The sequence below is a fragment of the Prosthecobacter sp. genome (assembly GCF_044378005.1).
Taxonomy (GTDB): domain Bacteria; phylum Verrucomicrobiota; class Verrucomicrobiia; order Verrucomicrobiales; family Verrucomicrobiaceae; genus Prosthecobacter.
Genome location: NZ_JBILYB010000001.1, coordinates 66,343 through 80,384 on the forward strand (window position 1 = coordinate 66,343; position 14,042 = coordinate 80,384).

Here is a 14,042-nt window from a genome sequence, read left to right on the forward strand (position 1 = left end):
CGGAGACATTCCGGCCCTATTCTTGCAGAGAATAGCCACGCTTTTCACATAGTATTACCGCGTCACCACGGTTTATCTCCCCGTTTTGTGACGGGCACTCTAGGTTCATCGCAATTAAATCCTCCAATAAGTGTGGTGCCTCTAAGCGCATTAACTCCGCAAGGTCCTTCAGGTAAACATGCCCCTTGATTATAATAACGCGGTTTAACTCATTGTATTGGCGACTCGGTCTTGGGTCGTATGACCTGCTGGCTCTTGACAATGGAAGGGGTTTTATACCGTAAATCCCAAGGCTAGACATACCTGGTATCTTGTTCTTTATCTTGTCTTTTTTGCCGAGATTCAGCTTATTCAAGGCCGTTATGACTGCCTCATGAGCAAAAGTCAGTTCACACTCAAACAACTCTTGGCAGTTAACGGCGCTGCCCTGCTTCACGTATGACTTTGAAACTCGGTATGCTTGTAAAATTTTGTGGGCTTCAAACTCTACTTTGCCTGCCTTATCACACGGGAAAGAAAAACGAACACACCAATCTCTGATGCCGCCATAAGCATAGTAATTTAGCGAATTTACCCGTGCGGTGACATTTGCAGCAGTGCCAATTTTGATAAGCCCGCTTGCTTTAGATAGTGCGACATAGACAATACCCGAATCTTCATGACGGCGCAGAAATGCTAAGTTTTGCGTTCCACACTGTGGACAATGACCACTGCGGGTTTTCATTGTGTGCTCACCTTTTGAGCATGGGCTGACACCAATAGCAACGAGCATACCCAACTCATGCATAACTCTCTCACGCTCCGCCTTACTCATTCCTGTTGCATCAAATACTCGCGACAGAGGGATTGAATGCTTTTCTAGAAAGCGCATCTGCTCAGTAGATATGCTGGCCATAGATTTGGGATATTCTGTGGATTAAAATAATCAAAGTCTTTGTCCTAATGTTTACTGTGAACGGTATCTTTTTTCTCAACACTGAATCAAGCCCAAATCCCCAGGCTAAAAAGTCAAGAAGTGTGGCAACCCGCGCCATTGCTAGGATAGGGAGTGGTGACGCGAAAACCCAACGGGTTGCCACTTGATCACAATTGACCAAACCAACGAGGAGAAAAAAGATGCCAGGCATCCACAGCAAAGTCGTCGGTTTACGGCGTCACTGTCCCATGCGCCTGACCTTGCCTGCTTTGATCCGAACAGCGGTGCGGTTCTGACTTGTTCGTCCCCATTGAAGTGTCCCACGCAGAGGCTTCCTGACGATGATCACGCCCTTCGATCGACCCACTTTTCAAGCCAGGGGACGAGGAGGACGCTGCCGATGATGATGGCGGCTCCGAGGTAGAAGCCGCTGCTCATGAACTCCTCCGAGCCGAAGATGAGGGCGGCGAGGAGGATGCCGTAGATGGGCTCCATGTTGTAGATGACATTGACGGTGAACATGGAGAGACGGCGGAGGACCTCCATGTAACCGGCATAAGCCCAGACGGTGCAGATGGAGGCGAAGAGCAGGAGCCAGAGGACATCGTCCCAGCCGGGGGTGGTGACGTGGCCTTTCTCCAGCCAGAGCCAGCCGATGACGGAGACGAGGGCGGCTCCGCTCATCTGATAGGTGCCCAAAACGGCGTAGTGGGAGCGGGCGACGATCTGCTTGCTGATGACGGCAAAGATGGCGGCGAGCACGGCGGCGGCGAGTCCGACGCTGAAGCCTAGCCAGTAACGAAACTCGACCTCGTAGATGAGCCAGACGGCCCCGACGATGACGGCGCCGACGATGAGCTCCAGCGGACGCCAACGGCGTGTGCCATTGATCCAGGGCTCGATGAGGGAGCACCAGACCATGGCGGTGGGCATGGCGGCAAGGCAGACGGAGGCGGTGGAAAGCCGGGCGGAGATGAAGAAGAGAATCCAGTGGGCTCCAAGCAGTCCACCGAGCAGGAGCATTCTTCCTGCTTGGGCGGCGGTGAGCTGGAGACTGACCTTTTGCCAGCGGGCGACGAACCCAAAGCCAAGCGCAGCGAGCACGGTGCGCCAGACGAGCATCTCGACAGCGGGCATGTCGATGAGCTTGCCCAGGATGGCCGTGAAGCCCCAGGCCACGACGACGAGGTGGAGCTTCAGGTAGTCGCGCATGAAGGGGATCTCGGACTCACTCGGGGATCAGATCACGCGAGCCCAGATGACTTTGAGGTAACGGCTTTCGGGGCAGTTTGACATGACTGGATGATCCAAGCCGGGGCCGGTGCGGTCGAGGATCTGGAGTTTGCGTCCCTGACGATGAGCGGAGCCGATGACGAGCTCTTCGAAGTCGTCGGCACCAAGAAGGCCGGAGCAGGAGCAGGTGACGAAGAGGCCGCCGCGCCTGACGAGCTGGATGGCGAGGCCGTTGAGGTCGCGGTATTTAAAGATGCCTTCTTCCTGGTTGTCGCGCTGATGGATGAGCTTGGGCGGATCGAGCACGAGGGTGTCCCAGAGCTGGCCGTTGCGCTGCATCTGGCGGCCCCAGGTGAAGGCGTCGCCATGCACCCAGTCGATGCGGGTTTGATTCAGATTGGCGTTCTGTTTCGCCTGAGCGATGGCCTTTTCGTCGAGGTCCACGCCGGTAACGTCTTCACACTTGGCGATCATTTTCGCCGCGAGGGCAAAGCCGCCGGTGTAGGTGCAGAGATCGAGGACTCGACCGCTGGCGAGCTTGCCGAGCTTGACGCGGTTGTCGCGCTGATCGCAGAAGAAGCCAGTCTTGTGTCCGGCCTCGAAGTTCACGAGGAAGCGCACGTCGTGCTCGCGGATCTTGACGCTGCGTGGGCCGGGCTGCGTGGCTTCGGGCACGTCGCCGATGCGGATGCCTTCGATAAGGGCGATGTCTGGATCGACGCGGATGACCTGCTGTGTGGTGCCGAGCTGCTCATGCATGATGGGCAGCCAGCGGCGGATGCGACGCCAGGCACCGAGGGTGGTGATGTCGATGGAAAGGGTGTCGCCATAACGATCGACGATGAGACCGCTGAGGCCATCGCCATCGGAATGGACGACGCGGTAGCCTTCGGTGACGGAGTCGAGCTTGAGGTAGTCTTTCCGCAGTCTGATGGCCTGGAGGAGTAGTGCGTCGAGATCGGCTTCGGTGAAGTCGTCCTCGCCATGATGGAGCACGCGGAGGGGGACGCGGGCCTTGGCATTGTAATAACCGGCACCGAAGCGGCGGCCTTCTTTGTCAAAGACGTTCACGAGATCGCCCGCGATCACTTCGCTGGAGACGGCGCCGACCATGTTTGGGTAGATGGCCGGGTGGAAGGAGTAGTACTTCAACTGCGCCCATGGACGCGGCCAGTCGTCACTGCCGGGAGGTGCAGGTTTCGGAGCAGAGGAAGGTGGGCGGCGGAAGGGCGGGCGGGGCATGGGCGGGGGAAAGGTGATCGTTATCGCGGAAGTGTGCGTCTGCCAGAGATGATTCGATCTTGCTGAAGACGAAGTTTGTTTTCAGTGTCGGGCCATGATCGAAGTCGAACTCAAGACGCTCCACCTGACCACGCCGTTTCGGATCGCGCATGGATCATCGAGCACGCGGCAGGTGGTGCGGGTGAGGGAAGGGGAGTCCGTGGGGGAGGCTCCCTTCGTGCCGTATTATCATGAAGATGTGGAGGCGACGCTGGCCTGGCTGCGCTCGGGCGGGCCGGGCAAACCCGGACGCGCCGCCGAACTGGCGCTGGATCTTTTGCGCTGCGATCAGGAATGCCGGGCCCGAGGTGTGCCGCTTTCAGCTTTGGTCCCGGAGTCTTTGCCGATGCAGAAGGCGGGGCGGATCGCGGTGTGTCGCTCTTTTAGCATTCCGACGGATCTGAAGGCCTATGCCGCTGAGGTGGCGGAGACGGCGCAGCGCTTTCAGGTGCTGAAGCTGAAGCTCGGCAGCGGTGATCTGGAGCATGATCGTGAGATCGTGAAGACGGCCCGTGCTGCGGCACCAGGGGCGGAGATCATCGCGGATGTGAATGGCGGCTGGTCGGTGGCGGAGACGGTGAGGATGCTGGCGGAGGCTGCTGCACATGGCTTGGCGCTGGTGGAGCAGCCGTTTCATCATTCGCTCGGGATCGAGGGCTGGCAGGAACTGAAGTCACGCCGCGCCCACGAGCCTGCTTTGCCCATCCAACTGTATGCCGATGAGAGCGCTCAGAACGCCGATGATGTGGCGGCGCTGGCCGGGCTGGTGGACGGCGTGAATGTGAAGCTGCTGAAGTGCGGCAGCTTCGCCGGAGCCGTGCGGATGATCGCGAAGGCACGCGAGCATGGGCTGGGCGTGCTGCTCGGCTGCATGATCGAGAGCAGTCTCGGGATCACGGCAGCGGCGCATTTGGCCCCCTGGGCGGACTTTGCCGATCTCGACGGGCATCTGTATCTGGCCGACGACGACTTCTTTGGCGTGCGCTTTGATGAATCAGGCTGGCTCGTGATGCCTGCCGGGCCGGGAATCGGCGCGCGACCTCACTGAAGATCCGCCTTGGCGGCACCTTCGCAGTCGAGGATGACGATGGCATCGGTGCCATCCGCCAGCTTGCGGTGCTGGAGCAGCAGGCGGGCGAGGTAGATGTCTGTCCAATCGGTTTCACGGGCGAGGTAGCGTCCGATGGGTATGTCCTTTTGAGCAACGGCGAGGCAGGAGAGCGATCCATCGGCGGAGCCTTGGAGTTTGAAGGCGACGTGAATGTCACGGCTGGCTTGGGGGAGTTCCAGCCCGTGACTGCGGCGGAGGCCGAGGTAGAACCAGGCGGGCTCGGCGGGTTTCTTTTCCAAGAAGCCCGCCAACTTCCGCTCATGGGTCTCGGCGAAGAGAGGCCAGTCGAGCAGGAAACTGCCGTTGGTTTGTGGCACGACCCGAAGCAGCGCGCCGTGGCTGTTGGCTTTGGTCGTGACTTGGAAGAGCGGCACGGCATCCTGGCCTGGTAGCGTCAATGGCGTGGCGTTGGAGGGCTTGAAGGCGAGCAGTTCGACTTTCCCGGCGGCGAAGAACTCCTCCACATCCGCGCCGTTCTCTTCGGGCTGGGCGATGAGTGCCGCGCGGGCTTCAGGTGTCTCAGCCTCAATGAGATCGAGGAAGAGTTTCTGGCCCGCTTCGCCAGCGGCGATGAGATCAACCGGCGGCTTCACGATCTCTGCTCGGCGGATTTCCGGGGCTGGCTCAGGAGTGACCGTGGGCGGAGTCACGACAGCGGAAGGTGCGGGTGAAATGGGGTCGGTTTTGGCGACCACAGGCGTGGGCTTCACGACTGGAATCTCCACGACCATGGGCGGGAAGAGGTCCTCTTTCAGCACCCAAACGCAGGCACCGACGACAACGATCAGAAAGGCCACTGCTGAAAGTGCGGAGGAGTGCTGTCTTGGAGGTTGCCAGGACTCCATGTCAGCTTCGAGCATCGGTGGTGACTCGCGCATGGCGGCGAAATCAATCGGGGCAGGCTCGGGCGGCGCGTAGCTCGGGACGTATTGAGCCTGGGGCACCGGCGGCATGAGGTTGGGCTGGTTTTCAGCAATGCCAAACATGCTCAAAGGCGGAGCCAGCGGCCCCGCGGCCGGATAGGCTGACACGGGCAGTGACGGGGCGATTTCTGGTGCTGGAGGGAATGTGCCCGTCACTGGAGGGGTGAACATGGGCGGTGCTTCCGGTGCCGCTGGCCAGGCGGGGGAGCCATAGACCGGACGCTGAGGAGGTGCGGCGGGCGGCTGCATCATGGGCGTAGCCCAGGCTGGCGTGAAATCCGGCTGACGTGCCACCCGTCGGCGCATGGGCACGGACGTCGCTGCGCCCGCAGGAATCTGCGCGGCGGTGAAGACCGACATCGGCGCACTGCCAGCGCAGTGAGGACAGGTCACGAGCGTGCCGCTCTGCTGGGGCAGGGAGAGAAAAGGGCGTCCGCAGGAGGGACAGCGCAGACTCAAAACACCGTGATTGGACATGAATGACCGGAAGATGCCACATCACGCGAAGTGCGCGAGCGGATTGAATGAGCGTTGCACATCGCCGGGGGATTCGTATTCACTGCCCGCCAATGATTGCCGACCTCCTCGCCGCCGCCCCGCTCACCCTCTGGGAACAGTTTATCGAAGCCCTGCCCGTGATTCTCGGGCTCATTTTAATCGAGGGACTCCTCTCCGTGGACAACGCCCTCGCCATTGCCGCCATGGCCTCGCACCTCGATGAGAAGAAGCGGGCCACAGCGATGAACATTGGCTACATCGGTGCTTACGGCTTCCGCGTGCTCGCGCTGCTCTTTGCCTCCTACATTATCGACAATCACTGGATCATGTTTGTCGGAGCCCTCTATTTAGTATGGCTCATGTGTGCTCACTTCGCAGGGCAGAAAGGCGTGGCTGAAGAGGAAGGTGATGCGGTGAACGTCCACCACCGCACCTTTGCGGGCACCATCACCATGATCTCCCTGATGGACCTGAGTCTTAGCGTGGACAACGTCGTCGCCGCCATCGCTCTCAGTCCGAAGGATCTCTGGCCTGTCTATGTTGGCGTTACAATCGGCATCATCGCGCTGCGGCTCGTTGCTGGTGTCGCGGTGAAGATGATCCAGAAGTATCCCGTGCTGGAGCACACCGCGTTTGTGCTGGTCGGCTATGTCGGCCTGCTGCTGCTCACGGAATTGCAGTTCCATGACTTCTTCCACGATCTTGGTCCGACCAAGGTGAAGCTGATGAAGTTTGCCGGCATCATCCTCATCACTGCGCTCACGCTGGCCTACTCAGAGAAGCCGCTGCTGCAAAAGATCCTCAATCCCTTCCTGCGCATCATTCTTCTCCCCATGGAGATCTTTGCCTCCCTGGTCGGCGCGGTCATTGTCGTCATCACCTGGCCTTTCAAGAAGGCCATCGCTGTGGTGAAACGGGGCTGAAAACGGCACTTCCCCAGGCGTCCCGATGATTCAGCGGCATTGTGAAAAACTCAAAATTGTCAGTTGCACGCATAGTCCCCTGTGATACGACTCACGCCCCTCCGCCCTGATGGCGGAGTTCCCCCTGTATTCCTCCCTATGCGAGTCCGTCCGTCTGTGAAACCCTTGTGCGAACTTTGCCGCGTGATTCGTCGCGCTGGTGTCGTCCGCGTCGTCTGCAAAAACCCACGCCACAAGCAGCGTCAGGGTTGATCCAACTTTTTATACGCACCTTCTGTTATGGCACGCCTACTTGGAGTCGAAATCCCGAACGAAAAGAAGATCGAATATTCTCTGCCTTATATTTTTGGCATTGGTCTTCCCCTGGCCCGTAAAATCCTGGCCCACACCAACATTGACCCAAACATCCGCACAGGTGAACTGACGGATGATCAGCTCGCTCAGATCGCCCAGACGGCGCAGGCGCTGAAGATCGTGATCGAAGGTGACCTTCGTCGTGAGCAGCAGATGCACATGAAGCGTCTGCTCGGCATCAACTGCTATCGTGCCACCCGTCATCGTCGTGGTCTTCCAGTCCGCGGTCAGCGCACTCACACCAACGCCCGCACTCGCAAAGGTCCTCGTAAGACCGTCGGCGCTCAGCGCAATCCTGGCGCCAAGAAGGGCAAGGTCTAATCCCGCGGAAGCAAACCGAAGTAACTCACTATTAGTATGGCAGACGAAACGACACCTGTGGCAGCTCCTGAAGCCGCTGCCCCCACTCCGGCTCCGGCCGTTCCCGCTCCTGGCGCTCCCGTGGCCCCTGGAGCTGACAAGCAACCCACTTCCGGTGACCGTGCCGTGTCTCAGAGCGTCTGGCTCGAGATCGGTGGCGGTGATGGCACCGAAACCTCCAAGGTCATCAAGGCCAAGGGTTCCAAAAACGTCGGTAGTGGCATCGTCCACGTGCAGGCTACCTTCAACAACACCATGGTGACCATTTCCGACAAGGTCGGCAATGTCATCGGCTGGTCCACCGCTGGTAAGATGGGCTTCCGTGGTTCCCGTAAGGGCACCGCATACGCCGCTCAGGTCGTCGCTCAAGACGCCTGCCGTCAGGCCATGGGCCACGGTCTCCGTGACGTCGAAGTCCGCCTCCGTGGCCCCGGCTCCGGCCGTGAATCTGCTGTCCGTGCCATTCAGGCCATGGGCGTGGAAGTCACCGTCGTCAAAGACGCGACCCCGATCCCTCACAACGGCTGCCGTCCGCCGAAAGCCCGTCGCGTCTAATCCCCCAGCCCCCTCCCTTTTCTCTAGTTTATGGCACGTTACACAGGTCCCCGCGAAAAGATCGCCCGCCGCTTCGGCATCGCCCTTTTCGGCCCTTCCAAGGCTCTCGAACTCCGCAACTTCCCACCAGGACAGCACGGCGTCCGCAACGCACGCCGCAAGGTGTCGGAATACGGCGTCGCTCTCATCGAGAAGCAGAAACTCCGCTTCCAGTATGGCGTTCTTGAAAAGCAGTTCCGCCGCTTCTTCGCTGAAGCTCAGCGCCGCAAGGGCGTGACCGGTGAGATCCTTCTCCAGATGCTCGAGTTCCGTCTCGACAACGTGGTCTATCGCATGGGCTTCGCGAACACCCGCTTCGCTTCCCGTCAGCTCGTCAGCCATCGCCACATCACCGTCAATGGTCGCGTGGTGAACATTGCCAGCTTCCAGGTGAAGCCTGGTGACAAGATCGGCGTCAAGGAAAGCCCCCGCTCCACACAGCTCGTCGGTCGTTTCCTCGAAATGTCCCTCGGCAATCCTTCCCCGGATTGGATGACTGTGGATCGCGACACCATGACCGCCACGGTCAACCGTGCTCCGATCCGCGATGAGATCAATCCTATCGCCAACGAGCAGCTCGTCGTCGAACTTTACTCCCGTTAATCGGAGTCAGATTCGAATCACTTTTCAAAGGGACGCCGCGAGGCGTCCCTTTGTCGTAAACAGACTCATCCACCTTTCCTACCTCTCATGATCGCCGCACCTCAGCGCATCGAACTCATCGGCACCGAAGTCGCCCTCATCTGGGCCGACGGAACGGAGCACTACATCCAGTCCGAGCGTCTCCGCGCCGCCTCACCGAGTGCTGAGAACACCGGCGAGCGCGATCTCCTCGGTCGCAAGATCGGCGGCACGGATCAAAAGACCTTTCCTGGAGTCACCGTGCGCGGCTGGCGTCCCGTCGGCGGCTATGCGCTCCAGTTTGAGTTCAGCGATGGCCACAACACCGGCCTCTACACCTTCGACTACCTCCGCAAGCTCGGCGAAGGCGGGGAATCACTGGCCTGAGGGTAAAACCTTCCCGTCGATCAGGCGCAACTGCATCTGACCGAGAGCAGCAGCTTCCGCAGGGGAATGAGTGACGTGCAGCACGGTCAGTGAATGGCGTACTTGCAGCGTGTGCAGCAGGTCCATCGCGGTGTTGCGTGTGCCTTCATCTAGGGCGGAAAGCGGTTCATCCAGCAGCAGCACGCGCGGGCGAGCTGCCAGCGCACGCGCGAGAGCTACGCGCTGCTTTTCACCGCCGGAGAGCGCGTCTGGGAGACGGTCGAGCAGATGGCTGATGCCGAGTTCGTTGGCGAGATCGTTGAGGATTGCCTCCCCATCCTTCCAGCCGCGCATGAGCGGCGCGAACAGGATCTGATCGCGAACAAGCTTCGCAGGAAAAAGGGCGAGATCCTGCGGCACATAACCGATGCCACGCTCTCGTGGCTGGAGATGCGTGACATCACGATCATCGAGCAGGATGCGTCCGCCCTGCGGCGTGCGCAGGCCGCAGAGGATCTCCAGCAGCGTCGTCTTGCCACAGCCCGTCGAGCCCATCAGCACGGCATACGTGTTGTCCGGGATGCTCAGCGAGATCTGCTGGAGACCAAAGGCTCCGCTGGGCGCTTTCCAGGTGATGGCTTCGAGGGAGATCATGGGGAAGGGGGGAGAAGTTTACGATGGTTGACGGTAGTTTACAGTCGTTGACGGTTGTTTTTAGAAGGCTTGTCTGAGGTTTGGGAAACTACGGTAAACCATGGTCAACAACCGTAAACCACCGTCAACTTCTCAGACCCGCTCTCCCGTTGCACGCACGGCCAGCAGCACGAGCACCGCCACGCCGATCATGGTCAGGCTCACCGCCACGGCGGAGTCGAGATTGCCGACGCTCAATTCTAACCAAACGGTGGTCGGTAGCACTTCCGTCTTCATGCGGGTGGCTCCGGCGAAGACGAGGATGGGGCCGAACTCCCCGAGACTGCGCGCCCAAGAGATGCAGAAGGCGGCAAGCATCCCGCGCCGCGCTGCTGGCAGCGCCACGTGCCAGAGCGATTGAAACTCCGTGGCCCCGAGTGTCAGCGCGACCTGCTCGGGTCGTGGGGAAAGGTGATCAAAGGTCCCGCGCATCGTGCGGATGGCAAAGGCGGCTGCGACGACGAACTGCGCCAGTACCACTCCGGCGATAGTGTAGGTGAAGGGGAGGACGCGCTCGATGGCCTGCCCGAGGCTGGTTTGAAAAAAGATCAGCAGGCAGATGCCCACGACCATCGGTGGCAGCACGATGGGGATGTCCAGCGCCGCATCAAGCAGCGCTTTGCCGGGAAACTCGCGTCTCGCCATGAGGTAGCCGATGGGCACGGCGACGAGCAGTGCCGCTGCAGCAGCGATGGAGCAGGTGACGAGACTCAGCAGGGTGGCGTAGCGGATTTCCGGCTTCATCAGCGTCTGCATCCAGGCCTCCGGCGTGCTGTAGCCAGCCGTGGCGGCGATGAGCGCGAACCAGAAGAGCAAGTACGCCGCCGTGATCAGTGCGAGAGAGATCCAGAACGGGCGGCGCATGGCTAAACTAGAGCATCAGGTCGGCGAGACCTGGGTGAAACCGACGATGATGTCGCGTCCGATCTGCTTGTCGAGGTACTCGCGCAGCTTGTCCATGCCCTGGCCGGTTTGCGCGGACACAGGGATGATCTTGATGCGTTTGAAGCGTTCTTTGAGCCGTTCGAAATTCTCCTCAGCACCTTCGGCATCGAGCTTGTTCGCGATAATGATCCACGGGCGCTTGGCGAGTTCGTCCGAGTACAGCTTCACTTCTTTGCGCACCGTTTCCAGATCTTCAATCGGGTCGCGTCCTTCCGTGCCCGCCGTGTCCACCACGAAGAGCAGCGTGCGGCAGCGCATGATGTGGCGCAGGAAATCGTGCCCGAGGCCGATGTTTTGGCTGGCTCCTTCGATCAGTCCGGGAATGTCTGCCAGCGTGCCACGGCGATGTTCGCCGAAGTGGATCACGCCGATCATCGGTTGGAGCGTGGTGAAAGGATAGTTTGCGATCTTCGGTCTCGCGGCGCTGAGCTTTGAGAGCAGGGTGGACTTGCCGGCGTTCGGGAAGCCGACGAAACCTGCATCGGCAATGCTGCGCAGTTCGAAGTGGAAGCTTCCTTCCTGGCCGTCCTCGCCGGGCGTGAACTCGCGCGGGGACTGGTGCGTGGAGGTCTTGAAGTGGACGTTGCCCTTGCCGCCTTTGCCGCCTTTGCAGAGTACGAAGGTTTCTCCAACTACCTTGAGATCGGCGACGGGTTCGAAGACTTCTTCGACCTCACCGGTCTCGGGATCTTCCACCTCGGTGATCTTCGAGACCACGGTGCCCGGCGGCACCCGGTAGATCACGTCGTCCGCGCTCAGGCCGGTGCATTGGTTCGCGCCGCCTTTATGCCCGTCTTCAGCATTGAGCTTCGCATTGAAAAAGTAGGTGCGCAGGCTGTTCGTGCTGTTGTCCACGAGCAGGATGATGCTGCCGCCACGGCCGCCATCGCCCCCGTCGGGACCGCCTTTGGGGCGGAACTTACCGCGGTGGAAGTGCATTGAACCGTCGCCGCCTTTTCCGGCGCGCGCATAAACCTTGATCTGATCGACAAACATGGACGGGGTGACTAGCTGAGAAACGGGCTGGACACAAGGCGGATCAGCGCGTCAGCGCAAAGGCAATGGTGGTGTTGATCACCGGGGAGCGGCGTCCCAGCAGCCGCGTCAGTGCTTTGTGAAAGAGAACTTGGGCTGTGGACTGGCGATGTGGTGGGTAAATGGGGCTCTCCGGCATCGGCTGGCCGGTCAAGGCACAAAGTTGCTCAAGCACTTCCTGACAGGGGCGTTCAGCAGTCATGGCAGAGAAGGGGATCTGGAGCCTTTGAAAAGGTTTCCAGAACTCCTCGAAAGCGGCCATGGAAGCTTCGAACTCCTGCCGGGCATTCATTCCCCAGGAGGACTGGGAGCGGAAGATCTCCTCGGGGTCGCGCACCGGCTGAATGATGATGGCCTCAGCGGCGATCTGTCTCAGGGTGCTCAGGGCATGATCTGGGCACGAAAGGCTCGGGTAGTGGCATTTGAGCACATAGCTGCCGCCCTCCAGGATCTCCTGCGTACTGACTCCCTGCATCAGGCATTGATCCAGATCGATGTAGAGCGGTGTCCGTCGGTAGGCGGCGAGGTTGTTCAGGATCAGGTCGATCAGCACATGCGTGCCGGAACGCATCAGAGATGGCACCAGAATGGGTCTGCCCTCTCGCCCTTCAATCGCACCCGGTGGGGCGACGCATCTGGGATTGTTGTGGGGTAACAGGCGGGCGAAGCGTCGGCGGAGCCTATGGGTGGGAGTCGGCATTCAGACGACTATAAAAAGCCTCTGGGCATCCGTCTTGAAAAATCACACACTTGCCTCAACCTCGATTGCCAAGACGGCGGAAGTAAGCCCCGCCTCCACGCGTTTACCGCATCATGCCTGCCACCGCTCTCTCCCGTCGTGAGTTTGTCCGCACCACCGCCCTTGCCGCCTCGGCTCTGGCCACCGGAGGTGCCGCCGCCGCCGAGACTGCCACGCCACCTGCGCCGCATCCGCTGCTCACGGCGGCAGATGATTTTTACGATGTCTCTCGCGGCACCCCGAAGCCCCACACGCTCACTGGCGGGGCGTTGGTCCAGGCGCGGCTCACCCCGGAGACCTGGCGGCTGGAGATCGTGGCAGATCCCTTCACCAGCGAGGTCGTCAAAGAACCCGCCTCTGCTGCCAAGCAGCTCACTTTGGCCGATGGCACCGCGCTGGATCTCCCCGCGCTGATGGCCCTCGGGCAGAAGCACAGCGTCCGTTATCTCAAAGCCATGCAGTGCCTGAACATCGCCGAGCCCCTCGGGCAGGGCCTGTGGGAGGGCGTGCCGCTGCGCGAGGTGCTGCGCCTTTGTGGAGCCATGCGCAACGTCCGCCGCCTCTACTACTCCGGCTTTCACAACAACGACCCCAAACAGATCTTCCAGTCCTCCCTCAGTTATACCGAGGCCATGGAGACCGCCCCCGGCGAGCCGCCCGTCTTCCTCGCTTACCGGCTCAATGGCGAGCCCCTCTCCCTGGAGCGCGGCGGTCCCGTGCGGCTCGTCGTGCCTTGGGCGCATGGCTTCAAGTCCATCAAATGGCTCCAGCGCATCTCCCTCACCAACGATTTCAAATCCAACGACACCTACGCCAACCAAAACAACGATCCTGACTCGCCCCTGAAGACGGCGGCTTACATCGACAAAGCTGCCGACAAATGCCCTGCCGCCCGCCCCCTCTTTATCACCGGGCAGGTCATCTCCGGCCTCTCAGGTGTCGAGCGCGTGGAGTACTGGCTGCACCGTGTCGAACCTGGAGCCAAAGCCATCACCCAGGACGATGAAACCTACCGCGCTGCGAAGTGGACCCCCTGCGAACTTGAAGCCGCCCCGCAGGACTGGAGCCACATCTTGCCCGCAGGCATCTCCTCAAAGCAGGTGCTCGGCTTTGATCCCCGGACGGGACAGCCTAAGACTTGGCCACTGCGCTACAGCATGATCTCCTGGTCCGCAGCGCTGAAGAACTTGAAGCCAGGCACCTACGAGTTCCGCGCCCGAGCCGTGGATCTCAACGGCTACGCCCAGCCCGAGCCGCGCCCCATCCTCAAAGCGGGCAAAAACGCCGTCGAGATGCATCGCTTCGAAGTCGTGTAGATGCCTAGCTTGGAGCGCCCCCATGGAGTTCGGCGACGCCATCCGCCTTTCCACATCTTGATGGGGCGGGTTCGCATTTCGATGCCGAATGAAAAACAACGGTTCCGCCGCTTGCCGCCCCGCGTATCTCCGCT

The 14,042-nt window shown here is 60.4% G+C and carries 16 protein-coding genes; 8 read left to right on the forward strand and 8 right to left on the reverse strand.

All coding sequences use genetic code 11. The annotated features are described in order from the left end of the window. Window positions 1-16 precede the first annotated feature (16 nt). The 3 genes from AC6FTP_RS00280 to AC6FTP_RS00290 all read right to left on the reverse strand — a co-directional run bounded on the left by AC6FTP_RS00280 (window position 17) and on the right by AC6FTP_RS00290 (window position 3,391). Complete coding sequence (locus AC6FTP_RS00280) at window positions 17-895, reverse strand: GIY-YIG nuclease family protein (RefSeq protein ID WP_497204893.1); 879 nt, start codon at window positions 893-895, stop codon at window positions 17-19. 366 nt (window positions 896-1,261) lie between these two features. Continuing rightward, window positions 1,262-2,128: a DMT family transporter gene (locus tag AC6FTP_RS00285; RefSeq protein WP_497204894.1), complete on the reverse strand. Its 867-nt coding sequence runs from the start codon at window positions 2,126-2,128 to the stop codon at window positions 1,262-1,264. 27 nt (window positions 2,129-2,155) lie between these two features. After that, entirely contained in the window at window positions 2,156-3,391 is a 1,236-nt protein-coding gene (locus tag AC6FTP_RS00290) for a class I SAM-dependent rRNA methyltransferase (protein ID WP_497204895.1), read from the reverse strand. A 94-nt stretch (window positions 3,392-3,485) separates the two neighbouring features. On the opposite strand from AC6FTP_RS00290, the gene AC6FTP_RS00295 reads away from it, so the two are divergent. After that, window positions 3,486-4,478 (forward strand): enolase C-terminal domain-like protein, encoded by a 993-nt coding sequence (locus AC6FTP_RS00295; protein WP_497204896.1) that lies wholly within the window; start codon window positions 3,486-3,488, stop codon window positions 4,476-4,478. Here the strand turns inward: AC6FTP_RS00295 and AC6FTP_RS00300 are convergent. Next, the gene (locus AC6FTP_RS00300; protein ID WP_497204897.1) at window positions 4,472-5,941 is read right to left on the reverse strand and encodes a hypothetical protein; all 1,470 of its coding nucleotides are present in this window, start codon (window positions 5,939-5,941) and stop codon (window positions 4,472-4,474) included. The genes AC6FTP_RS00295 and AC6FTP_RS00300 overlap by 7 nt on opposite strands. 92 nt (window positions 5,942-6,033) lie before the next feature. Between AC6FTP_RS00300 and AC6FTP_RS00305 the strand changes: the two genes are divergently transcribed. The 6 genes from AC6FTP_RS00305 (at window position 6,034) to AC6FTP_RS00330 (ending at window position 9,201) form a co-directional block, all read left to right on the forward strand. After that, window positions 6,034-6,885, forward strand: a complete 852-nt coding sequence (locus AC6FTP_RS00305) for a TerC family protein (RefSeq protein ID WP_497204898.1) — start codon at window positions 6,034-6,036, stop codon at window positions 6,883-6,885. A 138-nt stretch (window positions 6,886-7,023) separates the two neighbouring features. Continuing rightward, the gene (gene rpmJ / locus AC6FTP_RS00310; RefSeq protein WP_146855128.1) at window positions 7,024-7,137 is read left to right on the forward strand and encodes a 50S ribosomal protein L36; all 114 of its coding nucleotides are present in this window, start codon (window positions 7,024-7,026) and stop codon (window positions 7,135-7,137) included. Between the two features lie 27 nt (window positions 7,138-7,164). Continuing rightward, window positions 7,165-7,560 carry a 30S ribosomal protein S13 gene (gene rpsM, locus AC6FTP_RS00315; protein ID WP_497202862.1) on the forward strand — a complete coding sequence of 132 codons (396 nt, stop codon included), beginning with the start codon at window positions 7,165-7,167 and terminating at the stop codon, window positions 7,558-7,560. Window positions 7,561-7,596: 36 nt separating this feature from the next. Continuing rightward, window positions 7,597-8,154, forward strand: coding sequence for a 30S ribosomal protein S11 (rpsK, locus tag AC6FTP_RS00320; RefSeq protein WP_497204899.1), 558 nt, complete (start codon window positions 7,597-7,599; stop codon window positions 8,152-8,154). A 30-nt stretch (window positions 8,155-8,184) separates the two neighbouring features. Beyond that, on the forward strand, window positions 8,185-8,796 hold the full coding sequence (rpsD, locus tag AC6FTP_RS00325) for a 30S ribosomal protein S4 (protein ID WP_497202864.1): 612 nt from the start codon (window positions 8,185-8,187) through the stop codon (window positions 8,794-8,796). 87 nt (window positions 8,797-8,883) lie between these two features. Further along, entirely contained in the window at window positions 8,884-9,201 is a 318-nt protein-coding gene (locus tag AC6FTP_RS00330; protein WP_497204900.1) for a gamma-butyrobetaine hydroxylase-like domain-containing protein, read from the forward strand. On the opposite strand, the gene AC6FTP_RS00335 is transcribed toward AC6FTP_RS00330, so the two are convergent. The 4 genes from AC6FTP_RS00335 to AC6FTP_RS00350 all read right to left on the reverse strand — a co-directional run bounded on the left by AC6FTP_RS00335 (window position 9,190) and on the right by AC6FTP_RS00350 (window position 12,424). Further along, on the reverse strand, window positions 9,190-9,834 hold the full coding sequence (locus tag AC6FTP_RS00335; protein WP_497204901.1) for an ATP-binding cassette domain-containing protein: 645 nt from the start codon (window positions 9,832-9,834) through the stop codon (window positions 9,190-9,192). The genes AC6FTP_RS00330 and AC6FTP_RS00335 overlap by 12 nt on opposite strands. Window positions 9,835-9,966: 132 nt before the next feature. Beyond that, the gene (locus tag AC6FTP_RS00340; RefSeq protein WP_497204902.1) at window positions 9,967-10,737 is read right to left on the reverse strand and encodes an ABC transporter permease; all 771 of its coding nucleotides are present in this window, start codon (window positions 10,735-10,737) and stop codon (window positions 9,967-9,969) included. 15 nt (window positions 10,738-10,752) lie between these two features. After that, window positions 10,753-11,814 carry a GTPase ObgE gene (gene obgE / locus AC6FTP_RS00345; RefSeq protein WP_497204903.1) on the reverse strand — a complete coding sequence of 354 codons (1,062 nt, stop codon included), beginning with the start codon at window positions 11,812-11,814 and terminating at the stop codon, window positions 10,753-10,755. A gap of 43 nt (window positions 11,815-11,857) precedes the next feature. Continuing rightward, window positions 11,858-12,424, reverse strand: coding sequence for a hypothetical protein (locus AC6FTP_RS00350; RefSeq protein ID WP_497204904.1), 567 nt, complete (start codon window positions 12,422-12,424; stop codon window positions 11,858-11,860). A 242-nt stretch (window positions 12,425-12,666) separates the two neighbouring features. Here AC6FTP_RS00350 and AC6FTP_RS00355 point away from each other — a divergent pair, with 242 nt between their 5' ends. Next, complete coding sequence (locus tag AC6FTP_RS00355) at window positions 12,667-13,908, forward strand: molybdopterin-dependent oxidoreductase (RefSeq protein WP_497204905.1); 1,242 nt, start codon at window positions 12,667-12,669, stop codon at window positions 13,906-13,908. Window positions 13,909-14,042: the final 134 nt, after the last annotated feature.